The 20,441-nt window shown below is 42.5% G+C and carries 17 protein-coding genes; 10 read left to right on the top strand and 7 right to left on the bottom strand.

Annotated features, from left to right (window positions below; translation table 11 throughout):
• Positions 1 to 100 precede the first annotated feature (100 nt).
• Positions 101 to 1,738: an ABC-F family ATP-binding cassette domain-containing protein gene (locus NFI80_RS16385; protein ID WP_235165251.1), complete on the top strand. Its 1,638-nt coding sequence runs from the start codon at positions 101 to 103 to the stop codon at positions 1,736 to 1,738.
• Positions 1,739 to 1,885: 147 nt separating this feature from the next.
• Here the strand turns inward: NFI80_RS16385 and NFI80_RS16380 are convergent, their stop codons facing one another.
• Complete coding sequence (locus NFI80_RS16380) at positions 1,886 to 2,428, bottom strand: putative antibiotic biosynthesis monooxygenase (RefSeq protein ID WP_235165250.1); 543 nt, start codon at positions 2,426 to 2,428, stop codon at positions 1,886 to 1,888.
• A 415-nt stretch (positions 2,429 to 2,843) separates the two neighbouring features.
• The gene (locus NFI80_RS16375; protein WP_235165249.1) at positions 2,844 to 3,491 is read right to left on the bottom strand and encodes a Crp/Fnr family transcriptional regulator; all 648 of its coding nucleotides are present in this window, start codon (positions 3,489 to 3,491) and stop codon (positions 2,844 to 2,846) included.
• A 187-nt stretch (positions 3,492 to 3,678) separates the two neighbouring features.
• Here NFI80_RS16375 and NFI80_RS16370 point away from each other — a divergent pair, with 187 nt between their 5' ends.
• Genes NFI80_RS16370 through NFI80_RS16355 form a run of 4 tightly spaced genes read left to right on the top strand, consistent with a single transcriptional unit; the run spans position 3,679 to position 7,860 of the window.
• Positions 3,679 to 4,638 (top strand): hypothetical protein, encoded by a 960-nt coding sequence (locus NFI80_RS16370; protein WP_235165248.1) that lies wholly within the window; start codon positions 3,679 to 3,681, stop codon positions 4,636 to 4,638.
• 21 nt (positions 4,639 to 4,659) lie between these two features.
• Positions 4,660 to 5,937, top strand: coding sequence for a hypothetical protein (locus NFI80_RS16365; protein WP_235165247.1), 1,278 nt, complete (start codon positions 4,660 to 4,662; stop codon positions 5,935 to 5,937).
• Between the two features lies 1 nt (position 5,938).
• Positions 5,939 to 7,237, top strand: a complete 1,299-nt coding sequence (locus tag NFI80_RS16360; RefSeq protein WP_235165246.1) for an outer membrane protein assembly factor BamB family protein — start codon at positions 5,939 to 5,941, stop codon at positions 7,235 to 7,237.
• Positions 7,238 to 7,272: 35 nt separating this feature from the next.
• A complete protein-coding gene (locus NFI80_RS16355; RefSeq protein ID WP_235165245.1) occupies positions 7,273 to 7,860 on the top strand; it encodes a hypothetical protein in 588 nt (195 codons plus the stop codon).
• A 267-nt stretch (positions 7,861 to 8,127) separates the two neighbouring features.
• Here the strand turns inward: NFI80_RS16355 and NFI80_RS16350 are convergent, their stop codons facing one another.
• Together NFI80_RS16350 and NFI80_RS16345 are read right to left on the bottom strand one after the other, a co-directional pair.
• The gene (locus NFI80_RS16350; RefSeq protein ID WP_235165244.1) at positions 8,128 to 9,681 is read right to left on the bottom strand and encodes a DMP19 family protein; all 1,554 of its coding nucleotides are present in this window, start codon (positions 9,679 to 9,681) and stop codon (positions 8,128 to 8,130) included.
• Between the two features lie 90 nt (positions 9,682 to 9,771).
• A complete protein-coding gene (locus NFI80_RS16345; protein WP_235165243.1) occupies positions 9,772 to 10,671 on the bottom strand; it encodes an alpha/beta fold hydrolase in 900 nt (299 codons plus the stop codon).
• 94 nt (positions 10,672 to 10,765) lie between these two features.
• On the opposite strand from NFI80_RS16345, the gene NFI80_RS16340 reads away from it, so the two are divergent.
• The 4 genes from NFI80_RS16340 to NFI80_RS16325 all read left to right on the top strand — a co-directional run bounded on the left by NFI80_RS16340 (position 10,766) and on the right by NFI80_RS16325 (position 16,836).
• Complete coding sequence (locus NFI80_RS16340) at positions 10,766 to 13,909, top strand: DUF3427 domain-containing protein (protein ID WP_235165242.1); 3,144 nt, start codon at positions 10,766 to 10,768, stop codon at positions 13,907 to 13,909.
• A gap of 334 nt (positions 13,910 to 14,243) precedes the next feature.
• The gene (locus NFI80_RS16335) at positions 14,244 to 14,573 is read left to right on the top strand and encodes a type II toxin-antitoxin system RelE/ParE family toxin (RefSeq protein ID WP_235165241.1); all 330 of its coding nucleotides are present in this window, start codon (positions 14,244 to 14,246) and stop codon (positions 14,571 to 14,573) included.
• A 19-nt stretch (positions 14,574 to 14,592) separates the two neighbouring features.
• On the top strand, positions 14,593 to 15,690 hold the full coding sequence (locus NFI80_RS16330) for an ImmA/IrrE family metallo-endopeptidase (protein WP_235165240.1): 1,098 nt from the start codon (positions 14,593 to 14,595) through the stop codon (positions 15,688 to 15,690).
• A 15-nt stretch (positions 15,691 to 15,705) separates the two neighbouring features.
• A complete protein-coding gene (locus tag NFI80_RS16325; protein WP_235165239.1) occupies positions 15,706 to 16,836 on the top strand; it encodes a beta family protein in 1,131 nt (376 codons plus the stop codon).
• On the opposite strand, the gene NFI80_RS16320 is transcribed toward NFI80_RS16325, so the two are convergent.
• Positions 16,827 to 17,546 carry a sce7726 family protein gene (locus NFI80_RS16320; RefSeq protein WP_235165238.1) on the bottom strand — a complete coding sequence of 240 codons (720 nt, stop codon included), beginning with the start codon at positions 17,544 to 17,546 and terminating at the stop codon, positions 16,827 to 16,829. The two genes, NFI80_RS16325 and NFI80_RS16320, sit on opposite strands and share 10 nt — an antisense overlap.
• A 459-nt stretch (positions 17,547 to 18,005) precedes the next feature.
• Here NFI80_RS16320 and NFI80_RS16315 point away from each other — a divergent pair, with 459 nt between their 5' ends.
• Positions 18,006 to 18,293: a hypothetical protein gene (locus NFI80_RS16315; protein WP_235165237.1), complete on the top strand. Its 288-nt coding sequence runs from the start codon at positions 18,006 to 18,008 to the stop codon at positions 18,291 to 18,293.
• A gap of 327 nt (positions 18,294 to 18,620) precedes the next feature.
• Here NFI80_RS16315 and NFI80_RS16310 read toward each other — a convergent pair whose 3' ends face one another.
• Together NFI80_RS16310 and NFI80_RS16305 are read right to left on the bottom strand one after the other, a co-directional pair.
• Positions 18,621 to 19,895, bottom strand: coding sequence for a relaxase/mobilization nuclease domain-containing protein (locus tag NFI80_RS16310; RefSeq protein WP_235165236.1), 1,275 nt, complete (start codon positions 19,893 to 19,895; stop codon positions 18,621 to 18,623).
• Complete coding sequence (locus NFI80_RS16305) at positions 19,883 to 20,314, bottom strand: plasmid mobilization protein (RefSeq protein WP_254414153.1); 432 nt, start codon at positions 20,312 to 20,314, stop codon at positions 19,883 to 19,885. The genes NFI80_RS16310 and NFI80_RS16305 overlap by 13 nt, the downstream gene beginning before the upstream one ends.
• Positions 20,315 to 20,441 lie beyond the last annotated feature (127 nt).

The following is a 20,441-nucleotide window of genomic DNA, read 5'->3' as shown; positions in this document are numbered from 1 at the left end:
ATAATGTCTCAACTTAAAAACGTCCGGCCCGAACAATTAATTCAATGTTATTGGTCAATGATGCTATCCTCGTACCTTTGCGGCTTCAAAAAATGAGACGATGATTACAGTTGAGAATTTGGCCGTTGAATTTAGCGGTTCTGTCCTTTTTAGCGAAGTTTCCTTCGTGATAAATCCTACCGATAAAATTGCCCTGATGGGTAAGAATGGAGCGGGGAAATCCACCATGATGAAAATTATTGCGGGTGAGCAAAAAGCCAATCGCGGCCACGTGCGTGCGCCTAAGGATGCGGTGATCGCTTATTTGCCGCAACATTTGCTGACGGAAGACAACTGCACCGTGTTCGAGGAAGCGGCCAAAGCATTCAAGCAGGTTTTTGAAATGCGCGTCGAAATGGAAAAGCTGAACCACGCCCTCGAAACCCGCACGGATTACGAGAGCGATGAATATATGGCGATCATCGAGCAGGTGACTGAAATTGGTGAGAAATATTACCAGCTCGAAGAAGTCAATTACGACGCCGAAGTGGAGAAAGCATTGAAAGGACTGGGATTCCGGCCCGAAGATTTTCATCGGCAGACCAAGGAATTCAGCGGCGGCTGGCGCATGCGCATAGAGCTGGCCAAAATCCTTTTGCAAAAGCCTGACCTTATTTTGCTCGATGAGCCTACCAACCACATTGACATTGAATCGGTGATCTGGCTGGAAGATTTTTTGGTAAATAAGGCCAATGCAGTCATGGTGATTTCCCACGACCGGGCCTTCATCGACAACATTACCAACCGCACCATTGAAGTGACAATGGGACGTATTTTTGATTATAAAGCCAATTATTCGCATTATCTGGTGCTGCGCGAAGAGCGCCGCTCGCACCAGGTCAAGGCATATCAGGAACAGCAGAAAATGATTGCAGACAACATGCAATTCATCGAACGCTTCCGCGGAACGTATTCCAAGACCAACCAGGTTTCTTCCCGCGAGCGCATGCTGGAGAAACTGGAAATCATCGAAATCGACGAAATCGACAATTCAGCCCTGAAACTTCGTTTCCCACCTTCCCCACGCTCGGGCGATTACCCGGTGACGGTGAAAGACGTTTCCAAATCCTACGGCGATCAGGCGGTGTTCAAAAATGCGAGCATGACCATTTCCAGAGGCGAAAAAGTCTCGTTTGTAGGCCGGAACGGAGAAGGGAAGTCGACCATGATTAAAGCCATCATGGGGCAACTTGATGTGGAAGGAACTTGCCAGCTGGGGCATAATGTTAAAGTCGGCTATTTTGCGCAAAACCAGGCGTCGCTACTGGATCCAAGCCTGACTATTTTCCAAACGGTAGACGAAGTTGCAGAAGGTGATGTAAGAACGCAGATCAAGAACATTTTGGGTGCGTTTATGTTTCAGGGTGAGGACATTGATAAAAAAGTAAGTGTATTATCGGGAGGCGAAAAAACGCGGCTTGCCATGGTGAAGCTGCTTTTGGAGCCTGTGAACTTATTGATCCTCGATGAGCCTACGAACCACCTGGATTTGAAATCAAAGGATGTTTTAAAAGAAGCGCTCCGGAACTTTGACGGCACATTGGTGCTCGTTTCCCACGACCGGGACTTTTTACAAGGCTTATCTCAAAAAGTTTTCGAATTCAAGGACAAGCGGGTTATCGAACATTTCGAGACAATTGATGCGTTTTTGGAGCGGAATCGGATTAAGAGCATTGCAGACTTGCAGCTTGCGAAGTAGGATTGCAATCGGTGGTGGGCGGTGCGGCTGGTGAGAGAGGGAGGATTTTTGCGTCGACGAATTATAATGTTATTTTTCTCCGCGGCCGATGGCCGTCACACATCAAATGACAGCGATTGGAGGACTGTTGGTGACAGTCCTTTTATTCTACTTTTGGGCACTTTGTGTGTCTGAGCTTTGTAACCACGGTCTCAAAGCCTTTGTAACCTGCGGCATCACAACCCAGGTAAGCAGTCCCACCATACATCCGGCTACAATCAATGTCTTTAATGCGGGATGAAGCTCCTGGATAAACGGACCCAGAGCATAAGTCAGAAACAGGCTCGTTGGGTATACACCGCAAAGCGTTGCCGCTGCCATTTTCCATCTTGGAGGCGGAACCGGCGAGCGAAACCAGGCTTCGAGGCCGGTAAGCTCCCGATAAACCGGCTCTTCCGTCAGCGTGGATGCATAGGCTTCCCAGTCTTTGAAGAGCTTTGAGTTATAAAAAGCGTCACGCTCAGCCTGGTTGGCGAAAGTTCTTAATATGCCAATTTCCCTACTCTCGCTCCCTGGCAAAGCCGTCATCATTGCCGCACCATGAACCCCTCCATGCAAAAAAGAATCCCCCAAAAAATGCCGCAAAGCCTCTTTAAACTCATCCTCTTTTCCAGGAAGTACTTTACGGGTAATAGCTACATGAATAGGCATGGGAACGTTATCTGCATTTTGGATAGGATTGAATGTAAATATAATAAACGCAGGTTTTCTAGAAAGGCTTAGGGAATGTCCTGGAAGAGAAGGGCTGCCAACAACTTGGAGGGAGACGGGTCTCGAACTTTGCCTTTAATCGGCTTATATTCAAGGTTTTGTCTCCTGTATTTGATGTAAACTACACGAAAGACTCACTATTTTTTATACATATAGTACAACAGTATATTTGTTATGTATAATTCTTTTAGCGAAAGTTGAGTTGTTTTGGGATGATTTTCGCTGGTTTTGGGTGAGCTTTCGGGTGGTTTTTGGTGTTCAAAGTTTGGAAAATGCCTGTGGTTTTTGGCGGTGGTAACTGCGATTTATTAATACAAAAATAATGATCAAACTGTAAATTTTAAAAACTGCGCGGCTACCCAAATGTGGCAAGCAGAACACCAAAACTTGATGCGCGGCCAACCAGATTTTTATCCATATTAATTGTCTTCAAACATCTGCTAAAAGTGGCTGCGGTTGTCCCAAGGTAGGTCGCAATATAGTGGTCCGGAATTCGCCTAAACAAGGATGAGGGCTGACTGATGTAATGTGCTATTCTTTGCTCCACAGAGAGATATTTGAATACTTTAACACGGTCGGTGAAGTTGATCAGATGTTGTTCTAGCAATTGCACTGCCAAACCAGCCATATAAACATCCTCCATAACTAGTTTGCGGTATGCTTCATAGGAAATAGAGATCCCGGTAGTGTCTTCCAGTGTCTCCAATACATCATTCGATTCTTTTTGCATGAGGAAGCTCTCCGCAATGCATACAATATCTCCATCCGAAACAAGAAGTGAAGTAATGTCTTCCGAACCTCTTAAATAGTAGGTCCGCATCGCTCCTTTTTCAATGAAATAAAGGCATTTACTAACCTGTCCTACATCTACCAAGACTCTTCCTTTCGGAATCATGAACCGTTTCATACTTTCCTGAAAGCTCTCCTTTACCTGATCGGATAGAATAAAACTGGGAGCATTTAGTATCCGTTGCAATGGCTTGGTGTCATCTGCGAGTTTCATAAATCAAAAGTTAGGCTTACGCTTTTTAGTCGCTGTATCCAAAATGGTATTAAAATCTTGTCGCACGACAAGACGAATCTATGTTGTAGAACAAGTTAGATCCGTGTCGTAAGACAAGTTATGCATAAATACCCTTTAAGTTACTTTGTGTTGTACAAAAAGAATACTCACCTTAAATCTGTGCTGCATGAAAAATGTAAAACTACCCCCCAAAAAGCTATTTGCTGTCTTTTTCAACCTGCCCAGTGTCATAGCAATAGTTCTGCTCCTAACTACCTCTGCGTGTGACAAAAATCTGATGCAAGAATTGCCTTCCTCAGAAAGATCTGCTGCGGCAAGACTGTCATCCGAGGCCTTGCTTACAACAAGTTACGAAATTGAGGAATATTCTGCGACTCAGATTCTTTCGAAAATTCCGGCAGAAAATAAAGAAAAGGCTTTTATAGAAATAGCCGCTCAGCCACGCCTGGCGAGGCAAAGAGTGGAATTTAAGCTGTTCGCAGATGGTGCATACGAAATGACAACCACTCCCTTACAACCGACAAAAACAGCATTATTGCCTCCTGTCTTGCAAAAGAAACCATATGAGTCTGTGCTCGCACATAAGACAGTTGTTCAAAACAACGTAGTTCGGTTTTTCGACAAGGACGGCAAAGAAACAGGATCGGCGAAATTAAAACCGTCTAGATTCGATGCTCTGGCTCGAAAGGTACTCACATCAACAGCGCTAAATAAGGATGAAGTTGTAAATGAAATAATTGGGCATCCGCTAGTGAATGAAAAATACATCTTAACTCTTGCCAGAGAAAAAAATGCATCCATCAAAGTAAACGGGATAGTAACTGAAATCAAGTTTGATCTGGAAGCCTTTGGTATAGAAAGCAATGAGGCGGCTGAAAATTTGAGGAAGTATTCAGTTCAGCACTACGACTTCGCAAATAAACGTATGCTAGGAGAAAAACTATATGACAAAAACGGGGACAAACTTCTTTACCGTTCGACCATTTTCTACCGGCCGGTAAAGGAGGGGAATCAGATGGAGAAAATACTTTCTGAAAGCTATCATGAGGATCCAAAAACAGGCATTAAAACAAGGCAAATTAAACAGGCGTATTATACTGACATGAAGGTTAATCTCAACATTTAAAACCCTTTAAGCAAAGATATTATGAAAGCAATATATTATGTTGGCAAGTGCCTTTTTATAATGGCTGTCTACTTGATCGAGCCTTCACTTAGTCGTGCACAAGTTAGTCGGGGCGTCGATTGGGTTCACGGATTAGGTGGCAATGCCTCATCACTTGAAGGTGTCGATAACTTCTTTTTTGGTGAAAGGCGAATTATAGCTCCCAATAGGTGGTCTTACACGACTAATACAGGAATTCACAATATGGGCATTGATGTAGATAATAGGACAGGCGGAGGGACGCGTACTGGTCGTATTGGAATAGGACATAGCCTTGGCGGGACAGCGATTAGACAAGTATCGCTCTGGGGTTCGTCCTGGCGAGGAGTCGTGACCATGGGGTCACCCCTTCGCGGTGCTCAAATCTCTACTTCCGCTTCTGACGGAACCAATACCGCCTTTGTTGACAACGGCCGAGAGCGAATGATGGCCGGACCAAGCGTTGGATCGGCAGTTTCTCCCCCAATTTGGCCGAATTTGGGTTTAGAATTCACTTTCATCCAACCACTTGCTACTCTATACTCAGAAGGTATTGCGAAATGGGTCAATAAAAAACTAATGGATAGCTTTGGCCTAGAAGGTCAAACGGCAGTTGATCTGAAGCCTGGCAGTACTTATCAAAATTCAATTGTAAATCAAACGTCGTCCGTCCCCAAAATTTTCATTTGGGGTAATGAAAATTACCCTATTCTTTGGAAGGTTGTGGGCACTTATGCCATTTGGGATTCCGAAACTAACGGTGTCAATTTGGCTTCGGATGTTGCCAATCTTTATAATGCAGCTGTGAACGGAGAAGAATTTCAGAGCTGGGCAAATCTACCTATGCATGGATTTCACCAATGGAGAAAGGGAAAGTGGGAAGAAGGGAGAAACTGGATGAATACCGATTCTAATGAAGGCTGGCGTCATGTTATTGGCGCAAGCTACACCGAATATTTGTCGTGGTATGAGACCGTTGTAACATGTGACTCCTATCAATGGCAAGCTTGCTACGCATCCAGCCCTCCTCCAGGTTACTGTGATGATTACTGCACTGATCAGGTGTTTCACTCTATCGTCATATATCATGATTTACCGAGTGACGGTGTCGTACCAGCTGCTTCGCAAAGAAATATCGACGGCGCTTGGCAAGGGCATCATAGAGAAGCGCCGGGGATAAATCATGGGGAATTTAAAATACCTGATCGGATACAATCTCAGCTTAACTGGGTGTTTGATAATGGCGATGGTACGGATGTGTTTGGAATAGATCGACGTTAGTATGCAGTGGTTAATATACTTAATTATTTTCTCTGGGTTGCTGGCGTGCAACCCGGAGAAAGTCTCCACCGAAACTGACAAGGATGGTGTGATTACCCGGCTACCACATGTATGGAAATCCTCCATTTCAGAGGGGCCACGCTCGTTTGGTTTGCATAGGGGTTATATCATTGATAACCGCGGCATATTAGCTGTCGGGATGCGCAAATCTGCTGAGTCTAGCGCGAAAGGAGAGCAATATTTGTTGTTCAAGGATTTGGAGACTGGTGAAAACATTTGGAAATGGGATGAATTCCAATTCAAAACTATTGGAACACTACGGCAGAGCATTAATCTTTATCCGGGAACGATGCTGTTACATGACGCCAGCACTACCTACCATATCAATACGATGACTGGTAAAACTATCTGGAAGTCGAGAAATCCAGAAATCAGCCTTAGGCCTTATCCGGCATTTTTGAAGGACAAGTATTACGTTCCAGGCGTTAGCATAGAGTCTCAGAGGAGGAAGCGAAGAGAGCCAACTATATTTGCTTGTGATGTTGCAACTGGTGCAGTCAAAGAGCTTATGATGCCAAAACTTAAGGACGAACATGCATATGTAGATCCAGATTCAATTTATTATCGTGGCTCGATGCTGAATATTGAGGCATGCAGTAGAGATGGCATCGATTACTTGGTTGTACCATTTACAGAACCTGGTCCCAAAGATTTGTTCAATGACACTCGCGGCTATTTCGGTCTGTATAATATAACCGATAAGAGATGGGTATACGAACGAATAGCCATACGTCCCGACCATGGTGGCGCTTCATCCAGTCTTAAGCCACTTGTACATGGGGATAAGGTGTATCTGACCTCATTGACCACAGTTGGCTGTTTTGAACTAATGACAGGCAAAGAAGTGTGGAGACGAAATCTGTCGGAAATGTTTACTGGTTTCAATGATTTTATCCTTGTTGGTGATAAGCTCTTGCTCAACGGAGACAATGCAACCCTTTATTGTGTAGACGCTAATACCGGATTGCCTATGTGGACTCAAAAGGCAAGTGTGTTAACGAGCGATCTTTATCATCAAGATGGGATAATCTATTACATCTACACCAAATTTCTGTTGGCTGTCGACCTTCAAACAGGCAAGCTATTATGGGACATGCCTTCACCGGATATCCGATTGGAGGGTCGGGATGATTCCTGGTTTACAGGATTTGTCACAGGAACGCCTGCGAAGGATGGAAAGAAAGGCAGAATCTTTGCGTCAACCAACTATAATGTCTACTGCTTCGAGGCCGAACAATGATTAGGATAGAAAATTCAAAATTTCATAACAACAACATGCAGAGGCCCAACTTCATTATCATCAGCACTTCTTTGCTATTTTTTGTGACGTGCAACTTATGTTATGCTCAGCAATTCCCTAAATATGAAATACAGCTTGGTTTTGGTCCCCTAGCAAGGGAGCAAATTATCGATGATGCTGTGGAAACGCTTCTTGGAACAGCCTCTTTGGATCCAATTCGTATGGGGGACTTTTCAAATTCCTTCAACCTTAGTTTACGCTACCAAAGACGACAATGGATTTCAATTGGATTAGCGTTGGGCTTTACTACTAAAACAACATATCGAACCGACTATTCGGAATCAAAAAGCTTTTACAAGCACTCCAATTTTATGTCAACTTTCGAGGCAAAGTATATTTACCTTGACCACCCGTTTGTACAACTTTACGGAGTAACTGGTTTTGGTATCTTACTTGTAAAAACAAAAGACCAACGATTTCCACACGATACTAAAATGTATGGATGGCCAACAACTCAATTGACTCCAATCGCAATCAGGATAGGCAAGAAATTTGGAGGTTTTGCAGAAATGGGTTATGGATATAAAGGAATAGTGAATTTTGGTGTTAGTGCAAGGTTTTAAATGAGCTATTGGCTTTTCTCTCGATTGTTTGGGTTGTTTGTAAACTGTTAGTATGGTTACTAGTGGGTTATGATGTAAAGGTAAATACCTGTCGAAAAGCATAAGGTCGCTGACTGCTGAGTCAGGGATTTGGTCGACATTTAAGTCTCATTTACTCAACATTAAAATTAGCAATAACATACATATACGATGCCACTTCCACCCCATCCTTCATGGCCGGTCTGAACTTCATCTTGTCCGCAACCGCCATGAATTCCTGCCCATTGGTCATATATGCCGATTTGAAATCGACTTTTCGGATACGCCCGGCTTTATCAACGGATAACAAAGGCAGGTTGATCCTTCGAGGTGGTGATTATCAGGATCAGCAAATGCTTTGGGCATTTTGATATTCAGGGCTATTTCTTGCTCATTAAGGCAGACAGGATATGTGTCCGCTGTTGGCAAATCCTGATCTAATAGCCACTGATCGTTCATCAAATATTGAAATGTGACCTTTCCAACCGGATTTTCGGATTTTGGAAACACTTTATTTGATACACTTTCACCGTTTCGATAGGTCGTTTCCCGTTGCACATTACCATTATTGTAATAACTTTTGGTGATACCGTCCTCTTTGCCATCTTTCATCTCCTGATACAAAGTAAGCTCACCATTTCGGTATGAATGCTGCTTTCCGTCGCGTTTGTAATTCTTGTATTCCTGTTCTTCTCTACCAATTACGCCCTCAGAGTAGGAATATTCATTTATATATAGCCCCGTTCCCGCTATCAGCAGATGTTCACCATGCTCATTCCAAAAGTCATGGATCAAGAAAGTCCGATCCTTAAACTCCGCTTTCAATTTCTGACTTCCGTCCTCGTAGTATTCGAGCCAGTCTTTATCTCTTTCAAAAGCAGATATATACGTCCCAGACTTTGCTAGTTGACCATTGTCATACCATTCCTTATACACTCCAATTCTCTCGTTGTCGGGGATAGACTTATATTCAAGGCTTTTTGGTGACCCGTTTTCGAAATAGGTCCAGCATTCAAATTGGTTGGAGCTATCATTGCGTTTGGTTGCATACTGAATGTTGCCATTTTCAAAATACCCTACCTTCTCACCCGTTTGCACCCCACCGTCAAAATGAATGGTTTCCTGCAACTTCCCACTTTCAAAATAACTATTGAAAGCACCATCCGCCAATCCGTTGTTGATGTTAAAAACTTCCTTTACTTGGTTGTCGGGATAATATGTTTTGTATTCACCTGAAAAATTAATGTCGAATTCATCACCATTTTCATCGACACAAATCTCAGCTGGATTCGCTTTGATATATTTTTCAATGTGCGCCATGGTTTTCCCATGAAGCTGATAATATTGATTATCTAATTCCGAGAGCGCTTCCAGCCGCTCATATAGGTCACTACCGAACAAATCCTTTTTCCTGGCTTTTACAATCAACTTTTCATTCTGCTTATAGATATCATCAGCCTTCCGTATGAGATCGGCCATCTCGAAATCTCCTATGTGTTCAAGCCCTTTCAAAACAGTTTGCACATACTTCCCATAACCATTGTAATAAAACTGTACAAAACCGCCATTCGTGACTTGTCCGTCTACATACCACCAATAATTAAGCGCCTTTTGGCCATACGACAACGACTTAGCTTTCTCCTCCTCTTTTCCATTTATAAAAGCCGTGATTGGTTCAAGTATCAGCCACCCAAAGTCAAAGTTCGAGAGCTTAAAATAGTAAGCTTTATTAATTTTTGGTCTAAAATGACTAGCCGGATCGAAATACCAATATTGGTCATCATTGGAACTACTCTTTTTCAAAAAATCAAATAAGCCCATATTTTCAAGTCAGATTCCCAATTACTATTTAGCAAGAAAATCAAGGTAACCTGTTATCTACTTTTTCAGGCCTTATTTTTCCAAAGCATTTATCATCATTCTTATATTCCCAATCACCATTGCTGCGTCGTCTCGATGCACAAAATGGCCACTGTTGCTTAAATAGATCAGTGCGCCACCTTTACTAGAAGAGTGAATAAAGCGACGCCATCTCAACATATTCGAGCTATTTTTTTCTTCAAAGAACCGCTCATGATCATATTCCTTGCTCCGACGTTCCTTTGGAACTTCAAGCTTTCCGCCGACAAAAAACAGGATAGGTACTTGAGGTATGGGCAAGCTACTAAGCTCCGCGAAGTCAGTTTTTCGGAGATCCGTTAAAACTTGTCCCTCACTCCATGAGGCGTAATGCGACGAATCTGCTTTCGAAGGAGTGTATAAGCGGTTTATAAGCATTTCTTCAATCCGCTTTTCAGAAACGCCAATTGTCCTGAAGATCTGATTCCAGTCAGCTTTTGTTTCCGTAAAATCTGCTGGGTCGACAAATACGAGCCCCGCAATAGCATCGGGATAATATCCTGCGAAAGCCCGCGCGTATACGCCACCCATGGAATGACCGACCAATATATACGGCGGTTCAACTTTCAGTTCCTGCAAAAGTGATTTGAGATTCGCTGCAATCTTTTGAGGAGTAGGCATTTGGAAAACCTTGTCTGATTTTTCCACGCCCTGCCTGTCATAGAGAAAAACAGGAGCATTTTTAGCGAGCGAATCTGTTATTGTATCCCAATTTCCAAACCCCATACCCATTCCATTTTCAAAAACCAGCACTGGCTGACGCAGCTTTCTTTGCTCCAAGCTGCTCGTAAGAACGTGATAATTAACGCCGTTTACACTCACCATTTTTTCCTGAGAGAAAGCGGAGAGCGTGGATGCCAGAAGAGTTAGAATGGTTAGGATTTTTATCGACATACAGTGAGTATTGAAGAATGACTAACATAACTAATATTTGGGTAACTAATTCCTTTCTACAACTTTATCTAAATACCATTCCAAAACCCGCCCCATGCAGCAAGGCCTTTACGAGAATTTGATTACCAAGCTTATCGATTCAAAGATAAGCTCCCTCGATAAACAACAATTCTTTGTAAAGGAAACACCTGTCGAAAAGAGCGAGGTCGCTCGCGTGCTTAGTCAGCATGTAAGTCGCCTTTTGAACTACGGTCTCAGCTTGATATCAGGAGATGATAGTATTGATCGTCAAATTAAAGTATCAAATAAGATTATAAGCGTCCTGCGAACGGAGCTTGAGCACGCTGATTTTGACGAGGATTTAATCTCCCTAAATGGAAAAATCCTGAATGCTGTATTCGCGAAAATGGATGCGCCTTTCTCTGATTTTGAAAAACATATCAAGGAAATAACCCCATTTACAGGTTTAGCACAAAGCGAGTTATTCACGGGTTCCAATGTCGGGCTTTCACTCGAAAGTGAGTTGAAAAAAGAAATACTGTCTTCTGATAAGATATACTTCCTTGTTTCCTTCATCAAATGGTCTGGTATTAGAATCTTCCAGAAGGAACTTGAAGAATTTACCCGTCGAGGTAACCCTCTTAAAATCATCACCACCTCCTACATGGGTGCAACAGACTTGAGAGCAGTGGAGTTTTTAGCGGGGCTACCTAATTGCGAGGTGAAGATTTCATATAACACCAAAAATGAACGGCTACATGCAAAATCTTACCTATTCTTTCGAAACACTGGCTTCAATACCGGCTACATTGGCTCAGCCAATCTTTCTAGGATTGCATTAACCAGCGGCTTAGAATGGAACTTGAAAGTGACGACTCAGGAAGTTGGCCACATCATCGACAAGTTTGCAAAAACTTTCGAGACGTATTGGCAAGACCGAGAGTTCGAATACTTCCGACAAGGAGAACATTCCAAGAAATTGAAAGTAGCACTCGGTAGAGAGAAGAACAAAGGTCAAATCGAAAGGTCTTTTTTCTTTGATATAACGCCTTTACCCTTTCAGGAAGAAATTTTAGAAACGCTTCAAGCAGAGAGGCAAATTCATAATAGGTATAGAAACCTGATTGTCGCTGCGACCGGTACAGGAAAAACGGTAGTATCGGCATTTGATTTCAAAAACTTTCTTAAAACGCATCCTCACGCCAGACTGCTTTTCGTCGCACACAGGAAGGAGATACTGATGCAGGCAAGGGCGACTTTCGCAGGCATTCTGCGCGACAACAATTTTGGCGATCTCTGGGTGGACGGCATCGAGCCAGACAATTATGATGTTGTGTTTGCGTCCGTTATGACACTGGCTAACCGAATTCAGGATCTTCCGCTTTCGGAAAGCTATTATGACTTCATTATTGTTGATGAAGTGCACCACATTGCCGCGAATAGCTACCGCCCAATCCTAAACAAATTTAAACCGAAGGTGCTTCTTGGCTTAACTGCGACTCCCGAGCGTACAGACGGGGCTGATATTCTGGCAGATTTTTGCGATACAATTGCAGCCGAAATCAGATTGCCTGAGGCGATGAACAGGAAACTTCTCTGTCCATTTCAATATTTTGGAATTAGCGACAGTACAGATTTATCTAACGCAACCTGGCAGAATGGCCGCTATCTACCAGGAGAGCTGACGAGAATTTATACGCACAATGATCTTCGGGTGGGAGAAATAATTAATCATTGCAGAAACTATCTCACAGACTATGAAGATGTCAGGGCATTGGGTTTTTGTGTGACTCGAGAACATGCCATTTACATGGCTGAAAAGTTTTCAATGGCTGGCCTAAAAGCGGATTACCTGATCAGCGGAGGCGACCGTGAAGAGCTGAGATCTACCATCAAATCGAAATTGTTGCGAAAGGATATCAATTACCTCTTCGTGGTTGATATTTTCAATGAAGGTGTCGATATCCCAGAGATTGACACCGTGCTGTTCTTACGGCCGACCGAAAGTCTGACGGTGTTTCTTCAACAGCTTGGAAGGGGTCTGCGACTGTCAGAAGGTAAGGAGTGCCTGACTGTTCTTGACTTTGTTGGCAATGCCCGGCCAGAATACGATTTTGAAGGTAAATTCAGGGCACTCATAGGTAAAACCAATACTTCCACGCTGGAAGAGCTCGAACGTGATTTTCCACATTTGCCATTGGGATGCTCCATTGTTTTGGAAAAGAAGGCAAAGGAAATCATTCTAAAAAATATACGATCAGCGACCCAGCTCAATACAAGTCAGCTCGTTACCAAAATTGCCAATTTCCGATATCAAACCACATTGCCTTTATCGCTTAAAAACTTTGTCACGCTCCATAACATTCCGCTGCAAGCGATTTACAAGCGAGCGACTTGGAGCAGACTCTGTCAGTTGGCGAATCGGTTGGACGATCTATTGCCAATCAATGAGGAGGAGACGAAGCGCACGATTCTGAAAAAGTGGCTCTGCTGTAATTCATTCAGCTATTTGTCATTCATTCTAAGGATGGCGAAGCATCAATTTAAGGTAGATGTAAATGCGTTGCCCGATCATGAAAAATTAATGCTTACCATGCTTCACTACGACTTTTGGCAAAGCCCAGGTGGAGCAGAAGACCTGTCGGCAAGTATTGCAAAAATTGGAAGAAATGAACAACTGGTGAGTGAAATGGTCGAGCTGCTCGAACTTGTTATTGACAGAATTGCACACATCGAAATGGACGCTGATCTACCTTTCGTTCAACCGCTCAAAGTACATAGCCGATATTCGAGAGAACAGATCCTGGCCGCTTTCGGAGAAAGCACATTTGAGAGGAAATCCAGCAACCGCGAAGGCGTCGTAAACCTGGAAGCGAAGAATGCCGAGCTGCTGCTCATAACGCTAGAAAAGACAGAAGCAAATTACTCTCCGACCACATTGTATAACGATTACGCAGTTAGTGAAAAGATATTTCACTGGCAGTCTCAGAACACTGCCCGACCTGAAACTGGCAAGGGGCTATCATATATAAAGCAAAAGCAAACGGAGAAATCGATTCTTCTTTTTGTGCGGGAGAAGAACAATGATGAATTCAATAATACGATTGCCTATGTCTTCCTGGGCCTGGCGGACTATATCGATCATTACGGAGCGAAGCCGATGAGTATCAATTGGGCATTGCGCGAGTCAGCTCCGCATTATATTTGGAAGGATATGGCGAAGATGGCGGTTGGGTAGCTGAGCAAAATCGGGCAGCCACGTTTTATTGGCATTGCAGCGTTGTTAAACAATTTATCCATTGATCTGAAAAGCGAATTTCGGACATAGGTTTGCCTCCGCGAAACCCTTGGAAAATGAAACGTTTTTATTAGTGCTCCTGTCAGGGGACATAAAACTGCGACAAGCCGTCGCAGTTTTATTATAAAGACGTGTTCGAGCCTTCTTGTGATCACTCTCGCTTAGCCTCATCTCCGCAATTGAACAAATAACTTGCTCATTGTTTGGAGCCTAAGAAAACTCCGGTATATTTGTAAAAATATTCTTACCGAATTTAGGTAATAAAAATTCTGAGATGGAAATAACCTACTCGAACAAGATCAAGAAGAAACTGAGTTCTCCATCAGAGATTCAGAAAGCCTTCGGCACTATGGCAAAGAAAGTACAAAGTAGGTTAGATGATATCTCCGCATCTCCGAACCTTAAAGTACTCATGCAGATTCCTGCGGCAAATTGTCACCCCCTTTCCGGTAAAAGGTCCGGAGAATGGGCGGTGGACATATCCGGAAATCACAGAATGATATTTGAGATCAATCATGATCCTATACCGAAGAAAGATAATGGCGAAATCTTGACAATCGAGGTAACTGACATAAGGATTATAGAAACGACAGATTATCATTAATCCGTAATCAAGAGACAAAATGAGCAAAAACATTAAGATAGAAAGAGAATTACTGACCAAGCCCGGAGATACGATATTGGAAACGATTGAGTTTCTAAAAATGAGCCAAGCCGAGTTAGCGGAACGGATCGGCAAGACTCCGGCAAAAGTAAACGATATGATTTCGGGTAAAGCACCTATCACGGTAAATACTGCAATGCAGTTGGAAAAGGTGTTAGGGATAGATATGCAATTTTGGCTAAACCGAGAAATGCTTTACCGTGAAAAGCTTGCGCGTATTGAGCAGGAAGAATTTTTAGAAGAAGGTTTGAAATGGGTGAAGGAGCAACCAATTAAGGAATTGCAGAAATACGGTTATCTAAAAGCTAACAAAGTCGGAACTGAAATGGTGGAGGAGTTCCTGAAATTTTATGGAGTAGCGACACCACTGCAATGGCAAAGTATGTATGTGAATAGCTATGCCAGTACAAATTTTAGAAAAAGTACTGCTCATGCCACATTACTAGGCAGTATGGCAGCTTGGTTAAGAATAGGAGAGTTGAAATTAAGAAGTGAAACTTTGCCAGACTTTGATAGAGAAGGATTTAAGATAGCATTAAACGAAATCAAATCCTTAGTAGAAACTCAGCCAGAAGATTTTCCTAGTACATTAAAGTCCATATGCGAGAAAGTTGGAGTTGCAGTAATCTATTCATATAGTTTGCCAAAAGCGCCTATTAGCGGAGCAACCAGATGGATTGGAAAAGTGCCGGTAATTCAAATTACTGACCGTTATAAAACAAATGATCACTTTTGGTTTACATTTTTCCATGAGGCTGCACATATTCTACTACATGGTAAAAAGGATGTTTTTATCGAAGATTTTGATGGAGTAGAAAATGATCCTGAGAAAGAAGCCGAAGCAAACAACTTTGCGCGTGACTGGCTGTTGCCGGATACATTTTTAAACGAAATTGATACAGAGATAACAGAAAGATTAGTACGAAAGATAGCTAGATCATATTCTACTCATCCAGCAATTGTTGTTGGTAGACTTCAAAATTTGAAGCAAGTTCCGCATCATTTTGGTGCAAATATGAAAGTTAAAATTAACTTGGAATATTTTATTGAACATTAGAAATTATAAATAACTATGAATGCGCCAACTTACATTCCTGTTTTCAGACTCCGTCAGCAAGAAAAAAACGTTTTGACTTCTTTTGACTTTGGTAGTGCGATTTATCCATATATAGAAATATTCAAACATTTTGAACAGCTACCGCGTGCGCCAAAAGCTAATTCAAAAGCTAAACCCAAAGCGCCAAAACAGTTTCATGAGATCTATTTGCCGATAATTCGGCAAATCAAAAGTCAAAAAGTGTTTGTGGACTTACCTATTCATTTGAAGGTATCTAACAAAATGAAACCGGAGGTAATCGAGTTTTTACGCGGGGTAGTTGAAAAACGGGATGTGAGGACATCTCACCTGTTGAGTCTAAGAAGTGCTCGTGAGAAGATAATCCCTGTTATTAGTACATATTCCCAAAGGACGGGGGAACCGAATTCTATAAAATTACAGGAAGCTGATTTAAGATTGACCTTCAATACTTTGGCATTTAGAACGTCAGAACTGACTTTTACGAATGACATGAATCAAATAAATGTCGTCCTCCAACCTCACGATTATCTAATAGTTGACTTGGAGGAAAATTGTCTAGGTGATGTTGATGATATGGATACAATTCAATTTATGTTGGACCATCTCAAATCGTTTAACGGATGTCATGTGGTGCTATTAAATAGCCCGATTAACCATAAGATCACAAACACAGGCCTTGATCATGCAGAGATCATTGATAGTGTTGACAATTCTCTACTAGAAAAATTTAGGGCTTTTGGTGCTCATAGTTTTGCTGATCACGCCGGTATAAAAAGAGATGTTGTTGAAAGCGGAGGCGGTATAAGTCCCGGATTTATTTACTACGATGCAGTAGATAATGCTTTCTATGGCTTCAAAGGATTAAAGAGAAAGGAGCCAGAGTTAGACGATTTTAGAGATATTATTGTTCGGGATGTGTTGAATTCTGAGCCCACAAATAGAATGCGCGAATCTAAACTTGAATATCTTTGTCGCGATAATGTTGGATGGAGAATGCTTGAAGACATGTGGGACAGAACGGAACCCTGGAAAAGTCAAGCGAAGTTCAAACGAATAGCAATGGAGCACTATTTGCATTGTATTAATGCAAAAATAAAAAAGGGATACTTTGAGTCTTACGAATAGATAAAATTAGGTTTGATGTTCTTGTTAAAGAAAAACTGAATATCGATAGGTAAAATCTCGTTGTCATTTTCAACGATAAAATTCCATCTGGTTTGATATCTCTCCCTTAAAGCTTTCTTAAATTGCTCATTAATTTGACTGCAGTTTAGCTCTTTAACGATGGTTTCTGAATCTGTGCATCCAAATTGTTTTTGCATTTCTTTTTTAGATAGTAGACTCAGTTGCGTTTCGGGATGGAGCGACTTATTTAATGTAGGTTTCCTGATAATTGTATGCCCAGATTTTTCAGCTGTAATCACACCGAAACTCGACGGAATAATTTCAATACACCGTGTAAGGTGGCGTTGATGTACAACAACATAATTAAATTCAAAAGCGGCAAGATAATCATCAGACTGTTTGGCCAATTTATCCAAGTTGTCTAAACTGGACTTAATCTCAAAGCTAGTTGTGTAATTGTTGATGGTTAAAAAGTCTACTCGACTGCTTCTTACCTTGATCTCATATGCTGCGACTAGATTTCTATACCGAAAAGCCCTGAAAAGTCGATATTTAAGTGTTTGTTCCCCTTCGTAACTACCTATTACGAGATCATTGATCTTTCGATGAAGGTCATACCTACAGGAATTATTAAGTTCAGCAGTAGGATACACTCCCCTTAAAATTTCTCGCAATTTCGGCGTATAATCTAACGCAGTATAGTTTTTCACTATCTCGTTTACCAGCTTTGAGTCTATTATGCCGCAAGTCATGTCATTGATAACAGGGAATGATGAAGAAAAGTAAACAAAATAGTAACCAATAAAAATTCGCTTTTAGGCAGCGTCAACTCCGGATAGGCTAGTAAAATAACCTTTCGCCTAGATATCAAGGTTTTAGCGACTTGAATTTTCAATCTTTTCACTGAGTACATTTGTTTCCAGCTCCGTCACCTCTCTAACATCAGTCGCTACCACGACCGTTAGTTCATTCCCTCATTACCAATCCAAACTTTCCCCTATATTTGCCCCGCAAACTTTTTAGAAACACTTTATGAATTTTATTAGAAAAGCCAGGCCAAAATGGCCTTGGAGAGGCATACGGGTGCAAGTCCCGAAACCTGGCCGAAGTGTTTCTTCGTTGAAGTTTGCGGTGACCTCTCCATTTTGTTCACATCCAAACCATTTTCAATGCAAACTTCAAATGGACCAGGTGTTGACTCGAACAAACCATCCGTCAACGCAACGAATGATGCACGTCACGCATTAGATGTCGGCGCTCCGCTGACGCAATCGCAGGCAGATTTTCTGTATATCGTCGATTGTCAGGGCTGTCGGGAATTATCCCAATCGCTCAAAATGATCCACGATCTGGCTCTTTATCACTCGGATATCCCGTTTGATCAAGCTGAAAAGTCAGCTCTTTTTGACCTGAAAGTCCTTTGGGAAGGGCTCGAAAAAATGGGAGCGAAAGCTTAGAGATTGGAGGACTGTTGGCGACAGTCCTTTTTTGTTGTAGTTCAAAAAATACTTGGCAGTGCCCCGAAATGCATTCACCAGCATAACGCTGGGTGGTTTTATCCTGCTTCAAATGAACACTGATTTCACAAATACTTTTTCACCTCAGCGAAATCGCTATCCTTACTCAAAGTAAAAAGTGACGGGGTTCACCCCTCGGCTGCAAATCCGTGAGGCGGTTTAAGGAGCGGCATTTTGCCGCGGTAAATAGCCTCCTGGATTTGCAGTCGTCACTTTTTGCTTTGTACCTTTCGTTGCGCTGTGGTACAAGCGCATTCCTTCAATAATTCAAAACCCTATCGAAAACCCTTTCTGCTTCTTTCGTTTTGGCTTCTTCAACTGATGTGGCGTATACTCTCCATCTTTAACAGGAGACAACAAAGAATCAAGAGACTTATCATTCTCCAACGAACTACCATTTCCGACATGATAAACATTACCCGCACCAGCAACTTGCCCCACATCTAGCCCCATCTTTTGAGACTTTTGCTGTTGAAGAGAAAAAGGATCCTCAATGCATCGCTCGGTAATGCCCTTCGCGCTATACTGCTTGCCCAATGCACTTCCATTGAAAACACATTTAGTACGGTGATCTAAATAGGTGATCCCGTATAGCTTGCCTTCCTCATTTTTTCGGATTACCGTATCAATCCCGTCTTTTTGAAGAATATTGATCAGCCTGGGCAATGACACGTTTTGTTTGCGATACAAAGTAAAATCTATACTATTCTTAACACGTAACGAATCCTTCGTACGGTTCGGATTCATCTCATTGTACAGAAAACGCACTTTCAGATTTCTATGTGTTGGTTTGAAATGAAAATCGCTTGCTTTGATTGGCACCCCAATCCGGTTGCCGTCTTTATCCAGCACGCGGTATAGGATGCCATTGTTCTTTCTGATCCTCGAACCTTCCGAGCCAATGTCCGCCGCGACATTATAATGGTTGAGCGCTGCATTCAATTCGCCCATCGTGGTAAACTTGTATTCGTTCAGAACCTTATCGAGCACATTGGCAATGGCCTTCTTGGTTTCTGATTTTCCATACTCTGCTTTGATGCTGACAGGCTTCAAATTGAACTCCTGCGCTTTTCGATCTTGTGCTTTCACCAAACCAAAATCTATCTCAATCTCCTTCCTGGTTTTCTCGGATTGATTTTTACCCAGGTTGTGTAGTGAGATCCGGCTTCCATCAGCTTTGATGTTTGTCGTCACGATATGGACGTGCGGGTGACCGGCATCCCGGTGCTCGTATACGAGGGCGGGTTGTTTCTCAAATCCAATACCTTTCAAGTAGGCTTTTGAAATCTCCGTAAGCTGTTCTTTGCTCAGCTTTTCCGACGGATCAAAGTTCAAAGAGACATGAACGGTATTGACCTTTGTCCTTTTGTTCAAAGCGAGCTGCCGCTGAATCCGGTTCAGCTTTTGATCAAAACTCAGGGCATCTGCATCCTTTGGATAGTTGATAGCCGAAATGCATTCCGCATGTCCCTGTTCCAGCTTCTTCTCATTGTATTGCATCACAGCCCGGAACCGACTGCTGGTGTGGATCACTGCAACCATCGATCTGCCAGTTTATCGGTTTGCGATTTGATCTTGTCCAGGATTGAAAACACGAATGTTTTTTCAGCTTCGTAGCTGGCGATCCAGTTTCTAAATTCTGAAATTTGGTTGACTGCATTAAGGCGTTTGGTCGCCTGGTTGAAGTTGTTGCCAAGCCGGTTCAGCTCTTCCCGCAGCTCTGACAATTCGCCAATCATCTGATCTTGCGAACCGTTCCTTTCGATCACCGTTACCGGTCGGTTAAAGATCAAGAGCCGCAAGAATTCGCTTAATTTCCGACAGGTGGTACGGCTGTGTTTGGCTTCCAGATTAGCGTATTCTTCGGGTGTTAACCGGAAGATTACAAGCTTTGTCTTGTTCGATTTTTCTTCTTTCATCACGATCCTATCTACACTTTCAAACATTAAAAACTCTTTCAAAAACCTGGACCGACTTTGGAGGGGAAGGCCAGATCGGGTGCGCAGCAACCGGCGATTGTAATACAATCGTACATCTGGCCAGACGCGCAAAGCAGGCGGCTCATTTGGATTTCGAAGTCTCTGAAAC

It is taken from the genome of Dyadobacter chenhuakuii (assembly GCF_023821985.2).
Classification (GTDB): domain Bacteria; phylum Bacteroidota; class Bacteroidia; order Cytophagales; family Spirosomataceae; genus Dyadobacter; species Dyadobacter chenhuakuii.
This window is presented reverse-complemented; position numbering and strand designations above follow the sequence as displayed.